Source organism: Massilia sp. LXY-5 (assembly GCF_059801075.1).
On the sequence record NZ_JBNNEH010000007.1, the window covers coordinates 153,509 to 174,909 of the forward strand.

At 66.3% G+C, this 21,401-nt stretch carries 16 protein-coding genes; 12 read left to right on the plus strand and 4 right to left on the minus strand.

The annotated features are described in order from the left end of the window. Positions 1–22 precede the first annotated feature (22 nt). The 4 genes from ACI48I_RS21905 to ACI48I_RS21920 all read left to right on the plus strand — a co-directional run bounded on the left by ACI48I_RS21905 (position 23) and on the right by ACI48I_RS21920 (position 4,745). Positions 23–589, plus strand: coding sequence for a DNA-3-methyladenine glycosylase I (locus tag ACI48I_RS21905; protein WP_193687356.1), 567 nt, complete (start codon positions 23–25; stop codon positions 587–589). Beyond that, positions 586–2,241, plus strand: a complete 1,656-nt coding sequence (gene mnmC1 / locus ACI48I_RS21910; RefSeq protein ID WP_193687355.1) for an FAD-dependent 5-carboxymethylaminomethyl-2-thiouridine(34) oxidoreductase MnmC1 — start codon at positions 586–588, stop codon at positions 2,239–2,241. The genes ACI48I_RS21905 and mnmC1 overlap by 4 nt, the downstream gene beginning before the upstream one ends. Positions 2,242–2,337: 96 nt before the next feature. Continuing rightward, positions 2,338–3,054, plus strand: a complete 717-nt coding sequence (locus ACI48I_RS21915) for a sensor histidine kinase (RefSeq protein ID WP_498575392.1) — start codon at positions 2,338–2,340, stop codon at positions 3,052–3,054. Beyond that, positions 3,051–4,745 (plus strand): tetratricopeptide repeat protein, encoded by a 1,695-nt coding sequence (locus tag ACI48I_RS21920; RefSeq protein ID WP_498575393.1) that lies wholly within the window; start codon positions 3,051–3,053, stop codon positions 4,743–4,745. The genes ACI48I_RS21915 and ACI48I_RS21920 overlap by 4 nt, the downstream gene beginning before the upstream one ends. Before the next feature lie 232 nt (positions 4,746–4,977). Here the strand turns inward: ACI48I_RS21920 and ACI48I_RS21925 are convergent, their stop codons facing one another. Both ACI48I_RS21925 and ACI48I_RS21930 read right to left on the minus strand, forming a co-directional pair. Next, positions 4,978–8,256, minus strand: coding sequence for a patatin-like phospholipase family protein (locus tag ACI48I_RS21925; RefSeq protein WP_498575394.1), 3,279 nt, complete (start codon positions 8,254–8,256; stop codon positions 4,978–4,980). Positions 8,257–8,389: 133 nt separating this feature from the next. Continuing rightward, positions 8,390–9,091 (minus strand): PhaM family polyhydroxyalkanoate granule multifunctional regulatory protein, encoded by a 702-nt coding sequence (locus tag ACI48I_RS21930; RefSeq protein WP_498575395.1) that lies wholly within the window; start codon positions 9,089–9,091, stop codon positions 8,390–8,392. A 111-nt stretch (positions 9,092–9,202) separates the two neighbouring features. On the opposite strand from ACI48I_RS21930, the gene ACI48I_RS21935 reads away from it, so the two are divergent. The 6 genes from ACI48I_RS21935 (at position 9,203) to ACI48I_RS21960 (ending at position 17,596) form a co-directional block, all read left to right on the plus strand. Then, positions 9,203–10,309: a DUF3108 domain-containing protein gene (locus ACI48I_RS21935; RefSeq protein WP_498575396.1), complete on the plus strand. Its 1,107-nt coding sequence runs from the start codon at positions 9,203–9,205 to the stop codon at positions 10,307–10,309. Between the two features lie 2 nt (positions 10,310–10,311). Then, positions 10,312–11,055: a DUF3108 domain-containing protein gene (locus ACI48I_RS21940; RefSeq protein ID WP_498575397.1), complete on the plus strand. Its 744-nt coding sequence runs from the start codon at positions 10,312–10,314 to the stop codon at positions 11,053–11,055. A 322-nt stretch (positions 11,056–11,377) separates the two neighbouring features. Next, positions 11,378–12,757: a hypothetical protein gene (locus ACI48I_RS21945; protein WP_193687349.1), complete on the plus strand. Its 1,380-nt coding sequence runs from the start codon at positions 11,378–11,380 to the stop codon at positions 12,755–12,757. Continuing rightward, on the plus strand, positions 12,750–13,448 hold the full coding sequence (locus ACI48I_RS21950) for a hypothetical protein (protein WP_498575398.1): 699 nt from the start codon (positions 12,750–12,752) through the stop codon (positions 13,446–13,448). Before ACI48I_RS21945 ends, ACI48I_RS21950 begins: the two co-directional genes overlap by 8 nt. 6 nt (positions 13,449–13,454) lie before the next feature. After that, positions 13,455–16,277, plus strand: a complete 2,823-nt coding sequence (locus ACI48I_RS21955) for an ATP-binding protein (protein WP_498575399.1) — start codon at positions 13,455–13,457, stop codon at positions 16,275–16,277. 143 nt (positions 16,278–16,420) lie between these two features. Continuing rightward, entirely contained in the window at positions 16,421–17,596 is a 1,176-nt protein-coding gene (locus tag ACI48I_RS21960; protein WP_498575400.1) for an ABC transporter substrate-binding protein, read from the plus strand. A gap of 2 nt (positions 17,597–17,598) precedes the next feature. On the opposite strand, the gene ACI48I_RS21965 is transcribed toward ACI48I_RS21960, so the two are convergent. Continuing rightward, positions 17,599–18,510, minus strand: a complete 912-nt coding sequence (locus tag ACI48I_RS21965; protein ID WP_193687345.1) for a LysR family transcriptional regulator — start codon at positions 18,508–18,510, stop codon at positions 17,599–17,601. A gap of 118 nt (positions 18,511–18,628) precedes the next feature. Here ACI48I_RS21965 and ACI48I_RS21970 point away from each other — a divergent pair, with 118 nt between their 5' ends. Then, positions 18,629–20,545, plus strand: a complete 1,917-nt coding sequence (locus ACI48I_RS21970; protein ID WP_498575401.1) for an FAD-binding monooxygenase — start codon at positions 18,629–18,631, stop codon at positions 20,543–20,545. A gap of 21 nt (positions 20,546–20,566) precedes the next feature. Here ACI48I_RS21970 and ACI48I_RS21975 read toward each other — a convergent pair whose 3' ends face one another. Beyond that, the gene (locus ACI48I_RS21975; RefSeq protein WP_193687343.1) at positions 20,567–21,082 is read right to left on the minus strand and encodes a CcdC protein domain-containing protein; all 516 of its coding nucleotides are present in this window, start codon (positions 21,080–21,082) and stop codon (positions 20,567–20,569) included. Positions 21,083–21,184: 102 nt separating this feature from the next. Between ACI48I_RS21975 and ACI48I_RS21980 the strand changes: the two genes are divergently transcribed. Then, a complete protein-coding gene (locus ACI48I_RS21980) occupies positions 21,185–21,352 on the plus strand; it encodes a hypothetical protein (RefSeq protein ID WP_193687342.1) in 168 nt (55 codons plus the stop codon). The last annotated feature ends 49 nt before the right edge of the window (positions 21,353–21,401 follow it).

Below are 21,401 nucleotides of genomic sequence, written 5' to 3' on the forward strand. Positions count from 1 at the left end.
GACCTGACGTATACTTCACGCCATGACGACCCACCGCTGCCGCTGGGCCAACCCGGCCAATCCCCGCTACCTCGACTACCACGACCACGAATGGGGCGTGCCCTGCCATGACGAGCGGCGCCTGTTCGAGATGCTCAACCTGGAAGGGGCCCAGGCCGGCCTGTCCTGGGAAACCATCCTGAATAAGCGGGAGACTTACCGCGCCGCCTTCGACGGCTGGGATGCCGAGAAGATCGCGCGCTACGACGATACCAAGGTAGCCGAGCTGCTGGCCAATCCCGGCATCGTGCGCAACCGCCTGAAAGTGGCGGCGGCGATCGCCAACGCGCGCGCCTATTTGAACTTGCGCGCCGAAGGGCAGACCCTCGACAGTTACCTGTGGGCCTATGTGGACGGCCAGCCACTCGTCGGCGACTGGGCCGACGGCACGCGCCCGAGCAAGACCCCCTTGTCCGACCGCCTCTCGAAAGACCTGTCGAAACGCGGCTTCAAGTTCGTCGGCTCGACCATCGTCTACGCCTACATGCAGGGCATCGGCATGGTCGACGACCACCATCCGTCCTGCTTCCGTTACGCGGGAGCGGCGTGAACCCCACGCGCTTCTGGCAGGGCCGCGAACGCTACACGGTCTTCGACACGCGCTACGGCGACGGCAGGCGCGTGGCCGCGCTGATCGACGCCTGGCGCCTCGATCCCGAACGTCCGGCGCGCCTGCACATCGTGGCACTGGCCGACGGCCTGCTGCCGGGCTTTCACCGCATTCCGCAGGAGGACGCCGGCGTCACGCTCGACCTCCTGAACGCATCGTTCGAGGCGGCCCTGGCCCAGCTCTCGGCGCGCATCGACTTCGTCCAGCTCGATGGACTGCGTGGACCGAACACCCATTTTGCGCGCGGCTTGGCGCGGCTGGCGGCCGTCGACGCCCGTCTCGCCTTCGACTGGCTCGAGCAGGAGCAGGTGGCGGCCCTGATGGCGCAGGGCTTCGTACTGGAGGGCAGCGGGGCGCGCTTTGCCAGCCGCAAGCCGCGCCCTGCGCTTCCTCCCGTACCGGCACGTCACGCGATCGTGATCGGCGCGGGACTGGCCGGCTGCGCGGCTGCCGAGCGCCTGTGTGCGCGCGGCTGGGAAGTGACCCTGGTCGAGCGCCATGCGGAACCGGCCCGTGAAGCCTCGGGCAACCTGGCCGGCATCTTCATGCCGCTGCTCTCGAAAGACGACAACATCCCGACCCGTCTGACGCGCGCGGCCTACCTGTACGCGCTGCGCTACTGGGAAACCCTGGGCGGCATCGGCAGCAAGATCGAAGGCGCGGCCTGCGGCGTGATGCAGCTCGCGCGCGACGCCGGCCACGCCGAGGCCGCGCGCGCGATCGCCGCCGCAGGCCATTATCCGCGCGCCTTCGCGCAATGGCTGGAAGCGGAACAGGCAGGGGCGCTGCTCGGCCTGCCGGCGCCGGATGGCGCCTGGCTGTTCCGCCAGGGCGGCTGGGCGCGTCCGGGCAGCGTCTGCGACGCCATGCTCGACGCCTGCGGCGCACGCCTGACCCGGCGTTTCGGCGTCGGCAGCGTGACGCTCGCGCGTGTTGGGGCGGAGTGGGAGGTGCGCGGCGAGCAGGGCATCATCGCGCGCGCGGCCACCGTGGTGCTGGCCGGCGGCGCGGCATCGACCGGGTTTGCGCAAGCAGCGCGCCTGCCGCTGTCCGCGCTGCGCGGCCAGGTGACGCACCTGGATGCCGGCACGCTGCCGCAGCTGCCTTTTGTGCTGTGCCGCGAAGCCTATCTGACGCCGGCGGCGAACGGCATCGCCTGCGCCGGCGCCACCTACGACCTCGACACCGACCCGCGGCTGCGCGCGTCCAGCCAGCAGGAAAACCTGGAGCGCTTGCGCGCCCTGGTTTCCAGTCCGGACGCCGGCGCCGGTGCGCCGCTGCGCGGACGCGTCGGTTTTCGCAGCGTGGCGCCGGACCGGCTGCCGCTGGTCGGCGCGCTGCCGGACTTCGAGGCCGCCGGCAGCACCGAGCGCCTGCGCGACCTGCCGCGCCATCCCGGTTTATTCAGCCTGCTCGGTTACGCCTCGCGCGGCCTGATCTGGGCGCCGCTGTGCGCCGAACTGCTGGCATCGCGGCTGGAAAACGAACCGCTGCCGCTGGAAGCGAACCTGGCCGATGCCCTCGATCCGGCCCGTTTCGTGTTGCGGGCTCGCCGCACCGGTCGTATTCCGACAACATTTGCGCCTGATTAAGCGTTTCAAAGCCGGTACGAGCTGAATTGTGTCGCCCGATGGGCGTATAATTTTCCTAAGGCAACTTTTTGCGCCACCCGATGGCGCTGCGCTTGGATGACACCCGTGGACGACCCCGCACCTTCGCAGGACCTGCTCCTGTTCCTGGCCTCCACCGCCCACGACATGAAGAACTCGATCAGCGTGCTCTCCGGGACCCTGGAGCGCCTGCTGGTCGGGGCCGGCCCGCACCCTGACGCGGCCTATCCGCAGATGGCGCAGATGCTGTACCAGACGCGCCGCCTGAACGACAACCTGATGCAGTTGCTGGCCCTGTATAAACGGGTCGGCACGCCCGAGTATCCGTTCGACGTGCAGCCGATCGAAGCGGCGCAGCTGCTCGATCAGGTCGTGTCCCTGGGCCGCGTGCTGCTCGAGGCGAAAGGAATCGCGCTCGAGGTCGAGGGCGACCGGGACCTGATCTGGCATCTCGACGAAGACCTGATCGTCGGCGTCGTCTCGCATGCCGTCAACAACGCCGCCCACTACACGCGCGACCGCATCCGGCTCGCGCTGCGCGAGGCCGGCGGCCTGCTCGAAATCCGCGTCGAGGACAATGGCGACGGCTATCCGCAGCCCCTGCTCGACGCCGGCGCCGCGGGTCTCGACGGTGCCGCCAGCGGCATCGATTTCCGCACCAACAGCGCCGGTCTCGGCTTGCACTTTTCGCGCGAGGTCGCGCGCATGCACCGCCACCGCGGCCGCGAAGGGAGCGTGCGCCTCGAAAACGGCGGCGCCTTTGGCGGCGGCTGTTTCGTATTGAGCCTGCCATGAACGCCCTGGTTAGCAACGCGCCGGCCCAGACGAAGGCCGAACCGATCGACTGGGCCGGCAAGAACTACCTGGTGGTCGACGATTTTATCGGCGTGCGCCAGCTGCTGAGGGAGGCCCTGCGCAGCCTGGGCGCCAGGAACATCGACCAGGCCGCGAGCGGCGGAGAAGCGATCGGCCTGCTGGCCAAGACGCGCTACGACGTGGTGCTGTGCGACTTCAATCTCGGCGACGGCAAGAACGGCCAGCAGGTGCTGGAAGAAGCGCGGGTGCGCAACCTGCTGCTGCCGTCCAGCGTGTGGATGATGGTCTCGGCCGAAAAGAGCGTCGAATCGGTGATGGGCGCGGCCGAGCACCAGCCCGACGCCTACCTGGTGAAACCGATCACCGAGGGTGTGCTGCTCACGCGCCTGAACCGCGCCTGGCACCGCAAGCAGGTGTTCCGTCCGATCGACCAGGCCTACGCCGAAAAGGACTACCTGCGCGCGGCGCGCCTGTGCGACGAGCAGATCGGCGCCAGCCGCGTGCACGAAGTCGAGCTGCTGCGCATGAAGGCGCGCCTGATGGAAAAGAGCGGCGAGCCGGAAAAGGCGCGCGAGGCCTACGAGCGCGTGCTGAATCAGCGCGAATACCAGTGGGCGCGCGCGGGACTGGCCAAGATCCGCCTCGCCAACGGCGAGTTCGAAGCGGCGCGCCAGATGTTCCAGGGCGTGATCGCCGAGAACCGCTACTACATCGACGCCTATGACCAGCTGGCGCTGGCCTGGCAAGGCATGGGCAAACTCGAGGAGGCCTGCTCGGTCCTCGAGCGCGCGGCCAGGCTGTCGCCGAACTCCGTGCCGCGCCAGCGCAACCTGGGGCTGGTCTGCCTCAAGCTGGGCAACGTCGCCCTGGCCGAAAAGGCCTTCCGCAAGTGCATCGCGGTCGGAGAATATTCGGTGCGGCGCACGCCCGACGCCTATCTCGGCCTGGCGCGCGTCTGCGGCCTGAAAAACGATCCGAAGGAAGCGCAGGCGCTGCTGCAAGCGGCGCAACGTGATTTCAGCGAGGCTCATCCCGACATCGACCTGCGCGCCAAGATCACCGAGGGCCTGGTGTATCACGAGAGCGGAGACTATCGCCGCGCGCGCAAGGCCGGCGACGAACTGGAAGCCCTGCTGGGCGCCCGCGAGGACCGCCCCGACACGGAAACCTGCCTCGAGATGGCGACCTTGCTGTTTGCGGTCGGCGTCAAGGAAGCGCCAAGCGAGCTGCTTTGCTACGTCATCCGCAACAACCACGACAACGCGGTGCTGCTCGACGAGGTGCAGGCGATCTTCGACAAGGCGAGATTGACGGACGAGGGCGGGGACCTGATCCGCTCCTCGAAAAAGGAAGCGGCCGACCTGATGAACCAGGGCGTGCTGCTCTGGAAGACCGGCAAACTGCAGGAAGCCGTCGACTGGATGCGCGAAGCGCGCGCCCGGCTGCCGAACAACCAGCGCATCCTGTTCAACGCGGCGCAGGTGCTGGTCTCGCACATGCGCGAGCGCGGCTTCGACGAGGCCCTGTCTCTCGAAGCACACGAAGTGCTGGCCCACGTCGACCGCCTGCAGCCGGGCCAGCAGCGCTTCGCGCAGTTGATGGAGCAGCTGGCGGCGCTGGCGCCGAAGGCGGAGCCCGAGACGCCGCCGGCCGTCGATACAAGGGCATAAGATCTGATCCTTGGCCGTGGTGTACCGTAGGGTGGGCTCTCCGAGCCCACGCGGTGATACGTGTCTTCAAGATCGGCGAGCACGACATCGGAGCCGGTCCGTATCACGCGTGGGGTCATTGAAGCCAATGGCTTCAATGACAGCTTCACTTCGGAGAGCCCACCCTACGGTACTGGCGCCGAAAGTAGAGCCCGAGACGCCGCCGGCCGTCGATACGACCGCGTAGCCCGGCTTACCTGAATTCGTCCCGTACTTCTTCCACGGAAGCAGGAGGCGTCGCAGGCGCCGATGCCTCCGCCAGCCCATGCTCGCGCAGCAGGCAATCGCACAACTTCGTCACATCATGCCGTCCGTCTGCCAGCACCGACGCCGCCGCCGCCCTGGCCAGCGCCGCCTTGGCGATGTGATACCCGAGCGCCCGGTAACTCTCGAACTGCGCCTCGTCGAACCACTGGTCCGCCGTGCTCTGGTGCGGGTAGGCGGGATTCGCCTTGCGGTAGTTGAGCACGTCCGCGTTTTCGAGGCCGACGATGGCCGGCTTGATGTACAGGAAGGTGCCGTCCAGCCCATCCGGATCCACATGGCTGTAGCGGAGCGCGCCGACCGCGCAGCTGGCGCCGCACAGGCCCGTGCTTTTCACGATGTCCATCTTCGTCACGTCGACCTCGATATTCACGTGCAGGTCGGTGGCGCATTTGCGGATCGCATTACCCAGGTCTTCGAAGGCCATGGCCTTGTCGCTGGCGACGTCGACCGCGACGATCAGGCGGCAGCGGCGGCGCACCAGCTCATATATGCCGAGGTTCTCGAAATGGCCACCGTCCGACAGGTAGACGTAGTTGGCGTCGGCATTCGTCATGCCGAACAGTTCGGCAATCAGGCTGAACAGACCGATGCGGGGCGAGGAGCGGGTCCAGCTCGATTTGAGCGGGTTCGGGCACCAGCGCCCCAGGCGCACGTTAAACATCGTCATCAGGAAGTTCAGCGGCGGCGACGAGTGGGTGCCCATGTTGGGGCTGGCCGCGGCGCCCGACAGGGCCACCGCCATGCCGAGCCGCACGGTGGCGTCGTCGTCGCCGGCGCCGGACCCGGACGCGTATTCGCGCGTGGGGCGGTAGACGCCGCGCTGGGCGTCGTGCGTACCGCCGCTCACGCTTTGTGCCGGCATGCGCGGCATCTCGAAGCCGCAAAAGCGCGGGGTAAAGGCGAACGATGCCGCCTTTCTCGTCTGCCAGGCCAGCTCTTCGCCGCTGACCAGGTTCAGGGCCGTGTTGACGATATGGTAGGGGCGCTGGTTTTCCATCTCGGCCAGCTGCGGGTCGTCGGTGGGATCGAATCCGGTGAAGGGATGGGGTGTGCGGTGCGCGCTGCTGGCGCCGAAATAGGCGCGCACCAGGCGGTTCCGGTACAGCATATACAGCGAAAATTTGTTGATGTCGACGCGCCAGCCGAGCAGCAGGGCCGCGCCCAGGAAACAGCAGAAGGCGACCGCCAGCGTGCTGCCGCTGGTGGCCAGGGTGGCGTTGGCGTGGGCGGCATAGATGCAGGGCAGCGAGACCGGAGCAGGGCAGTCCACGTGCGGCAGGGCGACCACGGCCTGCACCAGGCTCGACAACATGGCGAAGATACCGACGGTGAAAAAATACGGCGCCAGCCGTGCGGCGAATTCGCGCTTGGCGCAGTTGCCTCCGGCCGGACCGGTGGCGCTGCCGCTGCCGGCCTTCAGGCCGATCACGGTCATGACCAGCCAGCCGATCGCGGTGCCGGCATTGGCGATCGGATCGTAGGTCAGCCAGGCCCAGTGCAGCAGCGGCGCGAAGAAGAAGGCGACGCCGAAGGTGATCAGCCAGGCCAGCGAGAAGATCGAGGACCAGGCGCCTTGCCGGCTCCACCATTCGCGGCTGGCGTCGCTGTACAGGGAGCCGATCAGGCCGATCATCAGGGTCATCGTCACCGAGAACAGCGTCATCATCAGCGGCATGCCGAAGGTGCTCAGGGCGATGGCATTGTTCAGGACCGGATGTTCCTGGGGATTGGGCAGCAGCGCCAGGCCCGCCAGCAGCAGCAGCGTGCCGGCGGCGAGCGCCCCGATCGCGCAGACGAAGTGACTCAGGCCCTCGATCAGCTCGGCGCGCGAGAGATCGCGGACCGGGCGGTGCAGGCGCAGCCGCTGTTCCAGCGCCAGTGCCGCGCCGATGACGACCATCAGCACGCACAGCGCCGGGCAGATGCGCCAGGCCAGCAGTTGCGCGACCTCGAGGCTCAAGAGGTGCGCCACCGCGCCCGGCGCGAATGCGAGCGCCGCCGACAGCGACATGCTGGCGACCAGGGCCGCGCCCGCGCCGCACAGCACATAGCCGGCGCGGCGATAGGAGCTGGTGCGGTCGTGCGCCAGGTACCAGCCGCTGGCCCAGACGATGAAGTACACGAGGCCGGGCACCAGCAGCCAACAGGCGCCCCAGCCCCTGAAACGCGAGGGCAGGCCCACTTCCCACAGCGCCGGCACGGCGCCGCCGTGGCGCCACAGGCCGATGCTGACCAGGAAGCCGGCCGCCAGCAGCGGCAAATTAATGCAGCGCAGGACCGCCCCCTGCTGCAGCGGAAAGCGGCGCAGGCCGGTTGAACTTTCCGGCTTGCTCGAGATGGAGAGCGCGATGCAGAACACGGCAAACAGGAACAGCAGCATGCCGATCAGCCAGATCGCGTCCGACCAGGCGGCCCAGGGACCGCCCGGCTTGACGACGCGGTGCACGCCCCAGACCGCGAAGCGCGGCAGGATGAGCAAGGCGCACAGCCAGGCGACCAGCATGGCGAGGTTCAGGAAGGTATTGCGCACATAGGTGCCGATCAGGGTCCAGGTGTCGGCGCTGAAGGTACCGCTCCTGGGAGACAGGTAGTTGCTGTACTGGCGCAGGAACTGGATCTCGACCGGTTCGCTTGCGACCGCCTGGCCGGCCGCGCCGGGCGTCAACAAGGCCTCCACGGCCTTGACGTCGCCGCGCCGCTCGCGGATGCATTTCGAGAGCCAGCCGCCGATGAAGCCGCCGCCCGAGACCGTGGACAGATAGTCGATGTCGCGCAGCAGGCGCAGCTCGGCCAGCGCCTGCAGGGCGCCGAGGTTGAAGGTGGCGCTGCGCACGCCGCCGCCCGACAGCGCCAGCCCGGCCAGCTGCGCCCCGTGCGCCTGGCTGAGGAGGTCGCAGGTAGCGGCCGGCTGCACGTCTTCGGGGCCGCCGCTGGCCCCCTCCGGACCCGGGCGCAGGAGGCCGAGTTCGTTCTGGAACACTTCGCTGAAGACGCTGCCGCTGCAGGCGTTCAGGCGGCGCCAGGTCGCCTCGTCGAGCGGACCGCCGCCGGGCAAGCCCTGCTGGCGCCGGAAGGCGGCGATCGCGCCGTCCAGCTCTGCAAGATGATGGGCGCTGGGCGGCACCGGGCAGCCAGCGCTGTCGAGTTTACGCCGCAGGTCGGCGACCTGCTCGGCCGTGAGGAGGGAAAAATCGATGGTGGGCATTGCCGGTCTCCAACTTGGGAACGCGGCGGCCGGATGGCCCCGGCCGCACTGTCAAGTTCAGCACGGCGGGGGCGGGTGTGATGCCCGTCAAATCAAGACATGGGCTCGGCAGGAAGCTTTTCCTGCCCGGGAATTACGCTTTGTCGGATTTCGTCCGGGAAGGTTTCTGCGAGGAAGTGCCGGGCGTGCCGCCGGTGTCGCCACCAGTGCTTGCACGGGCGGCGGGATCCGGCACAGCAAGGTTTGCCTTGTCTCCCTTCTCGCCGGAGGACTTGGCGGCGGCCGGCTTGTCGGACGGCCCGCCGTCCGCCGGCATGGCGCTGGCCACGGCCTGGCGGAACTGGTCTTGCAGCAGGTTCCACCATGCGACGGCGGCGGGCATCATCGCGTCCGCTGACGCCGGTCCTGCCGCGGCGCCGGGACCTGCCTGCGCGCCTGCCTGTGTCCCTGGTGCGGGCGGGGTGCCGGCCTGCTGGTTGCCGGCCGCATTGAAGAAGGCGGCAAACGGCGGCAGCGAGGCGGTCTGATCGCCTTTCTGGCCCATCGCCTGCGCCATGCTCTCGCTCATCGACTTCAGGGTGGCGAGCGTGCCGCGCTGCACCTCCAGGGCCTGGATCGAGGTGCGCAGCATCGACAGGTTCAAATTGAGCCAGCTTTCCACGGCTTTCAAATCGGTGATGCGCTTGTCGAGATCGTCGGTGGAGAGGGCGGGGGCGCCGAGGCCGGAGGCGCCGGGCGCCGGCATGCCGGGCACGCCCATGCCGCCCCACAGGTTTTTCACGAACTCGAGCGTATCGGTCATGCCGGGAACATTCTGCGAGGGAGGTTTCAGCATATTGGTCTCCATTGATTGTCGTCTTAGCGTAGCAGATAACTAACATGCGTCCAAGCGGAGAGACGAACTGTCGAGCGGCAAGCGTGCACGTGGGCGAGTACACTAGGCGCCATGGGTATTGTCGCCACCATTTTCCGACAGCGCCGTGCCGTGCTGGTCGGCCTGCTGATCGTCCTCCTGCACGCCGCGCTGTTTTCGTTTATTTCGGGAACGGTGGCGCTGCCGCGCCTGCCTGCCGCGTCGAGCATGGAATTCGTGCAGGCCCAGGTGCTGCCCACGCCCCCGGCGCCGCCGCCGGCGCCGCTTGCGCCGCCCTTGCCGAAACCGCTGCCGCCGCCGCCCTTGCCGGAACTGGCCCAGGACAGCGCGCCGGTACTCAACGAGGATGCCGTCGGGCCGCCCGTCGAGCCGGGCAACGGCGGTACGGGCGAGGCGCCCGGGGACAGCGCGGCGCCGGCCGTCGCCGCGGCCGCGCCGCCGCCTGCATCTCCACCCGCCGAAGCGCCCGCGCCGCCGGTCCCGCTGGTACCTGAAATGCGCCGCTACAAGGTCGACGTGCCGCCGCCAGCCACCATCACGATGGACGTTGCACGCGTCGACGGCGACGGCACCCGCTGGAACGGCGAAGCGCAGCTGCTCTGGACTATCCGTGACGATACCTACCACATCGAATTCGAGGCCGGCATCCGCATCGTCTTTACGCGTGTGAACCTGGCGGTGCTGACCAGCGAGGGCGCGCTCGGGGCCACCGGTTTCATGCCCGTGAAAATGACGGAGAAGCGGCGTGGGCGCGCGCTCACTGCCACCCACTTCGACTGGTCGCACGACAAGATCAGCTTCTCGTCCTCGCAAAAGACGATTGCCCTGGCCGCCGGCGCCCAGGACAAGGCCAGCGTGCCGCTGCAACTGGCGGCGATCGCGCGCGGCGACCCGGCGCAGCTCGCCGGCGAGATCGACATCCAGGTGGGAGAGGACCGCGACGCCGTCATGTTCCGCTTCGTCGTGGTCGGACAGGAGGAGATCGATACGAAGCTCGGCAAGCTGCAGACCGTGCACCTGTCGCGCCCGCCGAAAGAGGGGTCCTACCGCTCGCGCCTGGACGTCTGGCTGGCCCCGGGCAAGGGCTGGTATCCGGTGCAGATTCGCAACACGGAAGCCAACGGTGCAGTAACCACGCAAACCGTGAATAATATAGCCCTTACCGATACAGGAAAATGATAATGCGAAGCAATCTTCTGAAGGGCGGGGCAGCGGCAGTCCTGCTGGCCCTGGGTCTGGGCGCGCAGGCCGCGGCACCGGTAAAACGTGCGGTCGAACTGCCGCCGCCGGCCGACATCGCCTATGAACTGAACGCCCAGCAGCGCGGCTTCGGCCTGAAGGGAGAAGCGCTGATCGCCTGGCGCGGCGGCGACGGCAAATACAACGTGAATGTGGAAGCGCGCGTGCCCCTGATCGGCAAGCTGACCGAATACCGCAGCCACGGCGTGATCGACAACTTCGGCCTGGCGCCCGACGAATTCTATGAAAAGCGCTACCGCAAGGATCCGACGACCACCGTGTTCGACCGCGACAGCAACACGATCACGTTCACCGACGCGAAGGAACCGTATGTCATGAAGGGCGGCGAGCAGGACCGCGCCTCGGTCACCTGGCAACTGGCCTCGGTGGCGCGCGCCGCGGGAGAAGCGAAGTTCAAGCCGGGCAGCGAATGGAGTTTCATCGTCGCCGGCCGGCGCGACGCCGAGCCCTGGACCTTCAAAGTCATGAAACGCGAAAAGATCCAGACCGGCATGGGCGAACTCGATACTTTATTGGTAACGCGCCAGCCGCGCGGCGAGGGCAAGACCGAAGGCGTCGATATCTGGCTGGCACCGGGGCAGGAGTGGTATCCCGTGAAAATCCGTTTCCGCGACGACGACCGTGAAGCGATCGAGCAGACGGTCACCAAAATCACAAAAAAATAGGTAACACGGGCGGTGCGCGGCGCTTCGAACGCCGCGCACCGTAGGGGGCATTGCGGCCAATGGCCGCAATGCCGGTTTCCCCGGGCTCTTGAGTAACGTAGGGTGGGCTCTCCGAGCCCACGCGGTGATACGTGCTGCCCGCCCCTCGAAACCGCACCGCCACCGTTTTGCAAGCACCACCCGTCAACTGTGTCATTCCCGCCAACCCCACCCGATCCCCTCCTAGTTGCCGGTTCTTAACTGTTATACTTGGCGCCCTCGCGGAAAAGCAGGGCTATCACAGGCCACCTGACATTCCGCGCTCGCAAACTGGTAATCCCCTATGATCGACATACAGGCAGGCGCGGCCCTCGCCGCGGAACCCCATGGCGTAGTACCCGACGAGCTCGACCCGCTCGCCGCGCATTTTCAAAATGGCATCGCCCCGGACGAAATCGAGCAGGTCTTCCATTTAAAACGTGCGCAGCCCATGCTGTCCGCGTTCACGGCGCTGTTCCACGGCAGCCAGGACGGCGTGCTGGTGCGCCTGCTGGTGCTGCGCGAACTGGCGGCCGACACCGGCAGCTCGGCGTTTTCGCGCGCGGACATCAACACCAAACTCGCTTACCTGATCCCGGAAAGCCTGGAGACGGTGCTGAACCGCCTGCGCACCCACGGCCTGCTGGCCTGGGATGCGCCGAGCGCCGTCTACCGCATCACGCCGCTGGCAAGGAATGTGCTGTCGGCGCTGGACACCCTGATCGCGCTGGCGAAACCTGAAGAGGACGACGCCGAGATGGGCTTCCTGCTGTCGCAGGTGGCGGGCGCCCAGGCGGTCGGCGGCGTCACGGTCGAACAATTGCGGCATTTGCTGGGCCGCCTGATCGAATTGACGGAAGAATTCCGCGACGCGATCGCCTCCGGCTCCGAATTCAAGCTGCGCAACTCGCAGGCGAAGTGGCACATGGCCTGCGACTGGGTCGAGAAGGGCTCCGTCATCCTGCGCGCGATCACCTCCGACGAACGCGCCGATGCGGCCACCCACAAGGCGGCGCAGGCGATCGGCAGGGCACAAAGCGCACTCTTGAACATGCAAGGCATGTTCTCGCGCGCCCTGAACCAGATCGAACGCCAGCGCGTGCACCTCGGTCAGTCCGGCCTGTCGACCACCGACGTCAAGCGCTGGCTGCTGGCCCACGACGATCTCGCCAGTCTCGCCGAAGGCGCGATCGACCGTCCGGTGGTGCCGCTGTTCGGTACGCCGGCCGAGATGATCGACGTGGCCGAAACCGAACTCCTGCTCGAACGCGCCATCGTGGTTGGACCGAAGGGCCTGCCGTCGGGCGAAGACGCGCCCCTGACCGTCAACGACAACCCGGCGATGCAGGCCGAACTGAACGACTGGATCAACAAGCTGGCCGACTTCGCCAACCTCGGCAACTTCCCGGAATTCTCGGAGACGGGGCCGAAGAAGGTGCAGCTGCACGAATCCCTGCTGCCGGCCGGCTTCGCGGTCGCTTCCTACCGCGCGTCCCTGCTGCCGCTGCTGGGCGACGCCGCCGAAGCCAGCCTGCAGGGCGCGACCGCAGAACTGGCGCGCCTGCCGATCCGCTTCGAACCCACCGACGAAATGGTCCAGCTGGACGATCCGGAAGTGGCGGCCATGTCGTTTGCAACCCTTTCATTAAACCTGGATTTAGAGCTGGGCCCCGAACATGAATGACGATGCACAAATCCTGATCGCGCGCCTGCTGACGCACCAGACGCTGCGCCGCGACGACAAGATGGTCAAGCGCGCGCTGTCGGACGAGCAGTTCCGCATCGAAGTCGACAAGCGCCTGCTGGAATGCGGCCTGAAACTGCTGGACAACGTGTATGCCGACCACGTGACGATCGCATTGCACCGCAATGTCGAGCCGAAGATCTTCGGCGCCAAGGACATCTGGCAGAACAATAATTTTGGTCTCACGCGCGACGGCGTGGCCTTGCTGGTGGTGCTGTGGGCACAGATCATCCTGCCCAAGCGCGAGCGCCAGGAAACCCACGTCACCGTCGCCGACGACCAGAACGACCTGTTCGACAAGGACAACCCGATCCCGCGCGCCGAAGACACCTCGATCGGCATCTCCTACACGGCGCTCTTGTCCGACTTCGGCGACAAGCTGGGCAAGAAGACGCGCATGGACATGAACCTGGGCCAGCTGTCGAAACTCGGCTTCATCGAGCGGCGCGGCGACGTGATCCTGGAGGGACCCCTGCTCGACCTGATGATGGACACCGACGTGCTCAAGGAGCGCATCATCAACGGCGCCCTGTCCGACGTGTTCAAGCGCGCGCCGCTGGCCGCCGCGCCGCGCAAGGTCGACGCCGCCAACGACGCCGATTCGCTCGAGTCAACCGAACCATCGAATTGAGACAGCATGTTCCACATTAAATCACTCGAACTGGTCCACTGGGATTACTGGCAGCGGATCAAGAACATCCCCCTCGACGCCAAGATCATCACCATCGCCGGCCAGAACGGCTCCGGCAAGACGACCCTGCTCGACGCGCTGCGCACGCTCTTCGGCCTCGATTGCTCGATGGGCCGCACCTATAAACACTATGCGCGCCACTCCGGCCAGCAGAGCGCCTGGATCCGCGCCGTGGTCGACAACAAGCCGGTCGGGCGCCAGCTGTCGAACCGGCCGTTCCGCCATTCCGGCTTTTTCGCCGACGACGAAGTCACGCTCTTCTGCCAGGTGCAGAAGAACGGCGGCGACTGGAAGCGCCAGTACCTGATGCGCCCGGGGAACGTCAACATCGAGGAAGTCACCGAAGCGACCGACTGGCTCGGCGTCGAGAACTACCGGAAACGACTCGCATCAGCAGGATTGTCGCCGGCGATGTCCAAGGTGCTGGCCCTGGAGCAGGGCGAGACCGATAAACTGTGCGAATACGCGCCGCGCCAGCTGCTGGACCTGGTGTTCCAGGTCTTCGGCGACAAGGAAGTGCTGGACGCCTACGACGAAGCCAAGCGCCACCAGCGCGACACCGAGACGGAACTCAAACGCTTCGAAGCGGAACTGGAAACCTCGCGCATCAACCTCGAGGGCCTGCGCCTGCGCGTGGCGAACTACCATCAATGGGAAGACCTGCACAAGGAACGGCGCGACCTGAAGGAAGAAGTGCTGCCGAGCCTCGAGTACCACGAGGCGCGCGAAAAGGCGGCGAACATCAGCCGCACCCTGCACGAACAGCGCAAGCCGATGGCGCAGGTCGACAGCGTGCTGGCCGAGAAACGCCAGGCCCTGGCCGCCCAGCAGCGCGCGCTGACCGAAGCCCAGCAGCAGGAAACCCTGCTGGAGCAGGAAGGCACCGTCCTCGCCAGCCGCCTTACCCAGATCAACAGCCGCATCAAACCGCTGGAAAACCTGATCGAGCAGAAGGAACGCCTGCAGAAGCTGGCGGCGGAAGCGGGCGCCGACATGGCGGAAGTCGCTTCCCAGCTCGAAGAAAAGGAAGCGGAGCTGGCGCGCCAGAAAGCCGCGCGCGAAGCGCTGGGCGCGAAGATCGCCGCCGAAATGGCGACCATCTCCGCGCTGCAGGGCAAGAGCGCGATGCCGGAGCCGGAAGCCCAGAGATTGATGCGTCGCGCCCTGCGCGACGAAGGCATCCCGCACGCCATGCTGTCCGATATCGTCGAAGTGACGGATCCGAAATGGCAGGGGGCAGTGGAGGGTGTGCTCGGCGGTTACGCCTCGGTCGTGCTGCTCGAACGCGCCAAGGATGCGCCGGCGGCGTATCGCCTGGCGGAGAAGGAGCGCTATCGCCACTTCATCGTCCCCGACTGCGTCGAGGCGCCGAAGATGAAGGACGACAGCCTGCTGTCGGTGGTGAATTTCTCGGCACCGGCACCGGGCTGGCTGATCGACCAGCTGGCGCGCATCGACCGCGTCGACTCGGTCGATGCCGGCTTCAAGTCGGGCACCGAAGAGTGGATCACGCCGGACGCCTACCACCGCGAACGCCGCGGCGGGCGCTCGTTATTTGTTGAGCCCTCGCGCTACCGTTTCGGCGCCGCGGGTAAAACCCAGCGCCTGGAGGCGATCCAGAAATCCCTGCCGGCGCTCGAAGCGAAGGAAGACGCGCTGACGCTCACGATCAGTAAACTCGCCGCCGAAGTCGGCGCCCTGAAAGCCCGTATCGCGGGTGTCGACGCGGCCAAGGAACTGGCGGCGCGCCAGGCCGAGTTCGAGGAAGCGGCGCGCAGCATGACCCCATTGCGTGCGGAACGCCTGGAAGTGGGCGCGCGCCTGGGCGAACTGCAGACGCTGACGAAAAACGCGACGGTCGCGCGCACCCGTGCCGACACCGTCTGGCAGAACGCGCGCATGGCGCTGTCGGAAGCGGAAGCGGGCTTGCGCCTGAACAGCCGCCGCCAGATCGAGCAGAGAAGCGAACACGCGCAGGCATTGCTGGCGCTGCGCCGCGGCTGGAAGAATATTCCTGCGGCGTGGAAGCGTCCGGCGCGGCGCGCGGCCCTGGTGGCCCAGCACCAGAACGCGCACCAGGTCAACCTGCGCATCTCCTCGCTCGAACACGCGCTGGCGCGCGACGACTGGGAACTCGATGCCACCGTGATCGACCAGTACGCGCGCCTGAACGACCAGCTGTCGGGGCGCCAGGTCGAGACCGAAGAGCGCCGCTACCAGAACAACCGTGCGATCGAGGCGACGGGGAATGCGCGCGGCGCCTACATCGAGCGCCTGCGCTACACGATCAAGACCTATTCGAAGAACATCAAGGACCTGGGCGGACTGGCCGGCATCGACGTGCAGGCCGACCCGGTGCGCCTCGAGAACGACGACGTGCAACTGGCGCAAGCCGGCCTGCATGTGCGGTTCAAGTTCGACGGCAAGGACCAGATCGGCATGAACGACGGCGAAGCCTCGGGCGGCCAGCAGGTGATGAAGTCGCTGGTCTTGCTGATTGGTTTGCTCAAGTCGGAAGAGGGCTCGGGCGGCTTCGTCTTCATCGACGAACCGTTCGCGCACCTGGATATCCGGAATATCCAGCTGGTCGGCGAGTTCCTGAAAAACACCGACGCCCAGTACCTGATGACGACGCCGCTGACGCACAATACCGACGTCTACGATCCTTCGGAACTGACGCTCATCACGAGCAAGAAGAAGAAGGACACGCAGTGGGCGCAGCCGATTTTCGTGCTGCAGAGAAGGAAAGAAGAGGCGAAAGCCGCATAAGAGAAGGGGCCCGCCGGGCCTCTTTTTTTTTGACCCTACTATTCGAAAAGCTGATTGCGCGAATCAGACTCCGCCGAGTATGCAGCACCCGGGAACTTGGGCACACTAGGAGCAAACCAGAACCATACAACAGGAGACAAGACATGAAACATGCAATGTCCAGGATCGTCATCGCAGCGGCCGCACTCGGCGTCGGCTTGCTGGCGCAGGCGGCGGAGAACACCATCAAGGTCGGCCTGGTCGCGCCCTTTTCCGGACCGTTTGCCGACTACGGCAAGCAGATGGAAGGCGGTATCAAAGCCTATATTGCGCAACATGGCAGTACCGTCGCGGGCAAGAAAATCGAGGTCCTGGTCCGGGACACGACGGGCCCCGCGCCCGAAATCGCGAAGCGCCTGGCCCAGGAGCTTGTCACGCGCGACAAGGTCGATTTCCTGGCAGGCTTCGGCCTGACGCCCGAAGCGCTGGCCGTCGCGCCGCTTGCCGAGCAGGCGAAGAAGCCGATGATCGTCATGAATGCGGCCAGTTCCATCGTGACGACCAAGTCGAACTACATCGCACGCGTATCGATGACGCTGCCGCAGAGCTCTGCGCCGATGGCGACCTGGGCGCTCAAGAACAAGATCCGCAAGGTGGTCACCCTGGTCGCCGATTACGCGCCCGGCATCGATGCCGAAACGGCCTTCAAGGAGACCCTCACCGCAGGGGGAGGGACGGTGCCCGAGACGATCCGCGTACCGCTGAAAAATCCGGACTTTGCGCCCTACATCCAGCGCATCAAGGACGCGAAGCCGGACGCGGTATTCGTGTTCGTGCCGCCGGGCGAGCACACGATCGCCTTCATGAAGGGCTACCGCGAGCGCGGGCTGGCCGAAGCAGGCATCAAGGTGATCGGCACCGGCGACCTGACGGACGACCATATGCTGCCGGCGATGGGCGACGCCACGCTGGGCGTGATCACCACCTTCCACTACTCGGCGGCGCACAAGTCGCCCGAGAACGCCGCCTTCCTTAAAAGTTTTGCGAGCGCCAACCCGGGCGCGGGCCGGCCCAATTTCATGGCCGTCGGCGGCTACGACGGCATGGCGGCGATCTACGAGGTGACGCGCCAGCTCAAGGGCAACATCGACGGCGACAAGGCCATGGCAGTGCTGAAGCGCCTGAAGCTGAACAGCCCGCGCGGGCCGATCATGCTCGATCCCGCCACGCGCGACGTGGTGCAGACGGAATACGTGCGCCGGGTCGAAAAGGTGAACGGCGAGCTGTTCAACGTCGAATTCGACCAGTTTCCGAACCAGAAGGACCCGGGGAAAAAATAGCGCTAGTGGCCGGCGGCGTCGCCGCTGGCAAACAGCGCGGCCACCATCTGGCGCAGCCAGCGATTCGAGACGTCGGCATGATAGCGCTCGTGCCAGTGCTGCTTGACCTGGTAAGCGGGCAGCTCCACCGGGACCGGCAGGAAGCGGACCGCTTCACTGCCGGCCATCGCGCTGGCATAGCGCTCGGGGACGATGGCCAGCAGCTCGGTCTGCGCCACGATGGAGGCAACGCCCAGGAAGCTGGGCAGGTTCAGCACCACGCTGCGCTCGATCTCCTCGCGCGCCAGGATCTTGTCGACGATTGCGTGGCCGGTGCCCGAGGTCCGTACGCGCACATGTCCCTCCTGCCCGAGCTGCTCCACCGTCAGCGCGGCGCCCACGCGCGGGTGCGTTTTCGCCACCAGGCAGACGAAGTGCTGGTCGAACAGTTTTTGCTGGTAGAAGCCGGCCTCCAGGTGCGGCATGAAGCCGACGGCCAGGTCGACCGTGCCGTCCGCAAGTTCGGCCGGTGTGTCGGGCGAAATCCGCGATATCTCGAGATGAATGCCCGGGGCGATACCGCGCAGGTGGTTGAGGATGCGCGGCAGGAGCACGATCTCGCTGATATCGGTCATGCAGATCCGGAAGCGGCGCGTGCTGGCGGCGGGATCGAACAGCGGCTGGTCGGCCAGCGCATGCTGCAGGGCCAGGATCGCGCGGCGCACGTCCCCGACCGCGTTCTGCGCGCGTGGCGTCGGCACCATGCCTTTGGCGGTACGGCTGAACAGCTGGTCGTTGAAATGCCCGCGCAGCTTGGCCAGGGCGAGGCTGACGCTCGACTGCGGCAGGCCGAGGTTGTGGGCAGCCCGGGTCACGTTCCCCGTTTTGAAGATCTCGTCGAACACCAGCAGCAGTTCCAGGTCGAATCGCTTCATCGCGTACCAGTATTTAAAATTCCGATTATAGCAATCAAGAACCATCGGTTTTCAACATACTGCTTTTCCGTCACAGTGTTGACTACAACATCAGGCAGCAGCTTTCAGGAGACCAGCCATGCAATTCCATCTCGACGGATTTCGGCCCGGTGACCCACAGCGTCACCCCGCTTCACCCCTTGCCCGGCCGCACACGGATGCCGTACCGGCACAGGTCGACGTACTCATCGTCGGTTGCGGGCCGGCCGGCCTGACGCTGGCGGCGCAACTGGCTGCGTTTCCGGAAATTCACACGGCGATCGTCGAGCAGAAAGAAGGGCCTCTTGAAAAAGGGCAGGCCGACGGCATCGCTTGCCGCACGATGGAAATGTTCGAGGCCTTCGATTTTGCCGGGCGCGTGCTGCAGGAGTCGTGCTGGATCAATGAGGTGACCTTCTGGAAGCCGGACGCACGGAACCCGCAGGACATCGTGCGCCATGGCCGCGTCCAGGACACGGAAGACGGCTTGTCCGAGTTCCCCCACGTGGTGCTCAACCAGGCGCGGGTCCACGATCTCTACCTCGAGACGATGCGCAACTCGCCCAGCCGGCTGGAACCCCATTACGCGCGCAAGCTGGTGGGCGTCAGCGTGGACGAGACGCGCGGGGACTATCCGGTGACGGTGACGCTGGAACGGACCGACCCGCAACATGCGGGGCAGCGCGAGACGGTGCGGGCGCGCTATGTCGTGGGCTGCGACGGCGCCCGCAGCGCCACCCGTGCAGCCATCGGCCGCGAACTGGCGGGCGAGGCCGCGCACCAGGCCTGGGGCGTGATGGATGTGCTGGCGGTGACGGATTTCCCCGACGTGCGCTACAAGGTGGCGATCCAGTCCGAAGCAGGCAGTATCCTCATCATTCCGCGCGAGGGCGGTTACCTTACGCGGCTGTACGTCGAGATGGACAAGCTGAGCGAAAACGAACGGGTGGCGCAGCGCCAGATCACGGTCGACCAGCTGATCGATGCGGCGCAGCGCATCTTCCATCCTTATCGGCTCGATGTGAAGGAAGTGGCCTGGTGGTCGGTGTACGAGATCGGCCAGCGCATCTGCGACAAGTACGACGACGTGGCAACAGGAGAGGAGGGCAGCCGGCTGCCGCGCGTCTTCATCGCCGGCGACGCTTGCCACACCCATAGTCCAAAGGCGGGCCAGGGCATGAATTGCTCGATGCAGGATGCCTTCAACCTGGGCTGGAAGCTGGCTGCCGTCCTGCGCGGGCAATGCCCGCCGGCGCTGCTACATAGCTACAATGCCGAGCGCCAGTCGGTGGGCAAGCAGCTGATCGACTTCGACAGCGAATGGGCCAGGATGATCAGCGACAAACCGGCCGACGGCACGGGCGCAGGCCTGGACCCGAAGGCGTTCCAGACCTATTTCGAGCGGCACCTGCGCTACACGGCGGGCGTCGGCACGCAATACGGCGCCTCGCTCCTCTGCGGTGACCTCAGGCACCAGGCGCTGGCCACCGGCTTCGCGGTGGGAACGCGTTTTCACTCGGCCGAGGTGCTGCGCATCAGCGACGCCAGGGTGGTGCAGCTGGGGCATGCAGGCAAGGCAGACGGACGCTGGCGTCTCTACGCCTTCGCCGGCAGGGACGGCGCCCTGGACGACAAGGGCGGCGTGCGCGCCCTGTGCCGCTTTCTCGACGACTCACCCGATTCGCCGGTGCGCAGGTACACGCCTGCAGGCCAGGATCCGGACGCCGTGTTCGACCTGCGCGCCGTGTTCCAGGAAAGCCACGCCGACCTGGAAGTCACTGCGATGCCCGCCTTGCTATGGCCGCAGAAAGGCCCATATCGCCTGCACGATTACGAAAAGGTATTCAGCGCCCGGCTCAAGCAGGGCCCGGACATCTTCGACCTGCGCGGCGTGGACCGCGAGCAGGGCGCCCTGGTGGTGGTGCGCCCCGACCAGTATGTCGCCCTGGTCCTGCCCCTGGATGCGCACGGGGCCCTGGCCGATTTCTTTGCGGGCTTCATGTTGCCCCAGGCCTGAGACAGGGCCCGGCAGCTTGCGTCAGGCCTGTTCGATGGCCTGGCGCAGGCGCCGCCGCCACAGCAGCAAGCCCACCGAATACGCCCCGAAATACCCACCCGTCAGCCCCACGCACAGCATGGTCAGCGGGCTGTCCGTGAACCGCGGCGCCGGTACGCCATTACCCTGCTGGCTTGCATACAGCTCGACCCCGATATACAGCACGCGCGCCACCAGGATCATGGCCATCACGATCCCGAGCCGCATCGGCGGCGTGAAGAAATAGCCGCCTTCGGTGTCTTCGTACACGGTGCGCTTGAGTGCGAACACGCCCCAGAACACGCCCAGCGCAGTACCGGCCACGAGCGCGCCCAGCGCATACGGCCGCGTGATCACTTCCGACAGCGACACCAGGATCATCCCGACGAACACCAGCACGCCCGTGTAATGGCGCGACATGATCGAGCGCTGGCGCGCCATCTGCGTTTTGAGGCGCGAATAGATGCGCCAGACGAGGATCGGCGTCAGCAGGAGCAGGGCGAGCGTGGTGATGGTCATCGGTCAGGCGTACTGGTTGAGTCGAAGGGGGCATTGTAACCGGGCGTCAGGCGGGCACGCACCATGGTAAGGTGACAACACCGTTTTCAGGAGACCAGACCCATGTTCGCATCCACTCCCATCCCGGTGCGCGCGCACCGCGCGCCCGATCCCGTGCCGGCCGACGAGCCGGCGCCGGAACCCTTCGATGCGCCGCATCCGCATCACGTGCCGGTCCATACGCCGGCCAACGAAGACCCGGTGCCGGATCCAAAACCGAGCCTGCATTAAAACAAAAGAGGTCCCCGCGGGGACCTCTTCGTTCTTGAGTACGAATTGA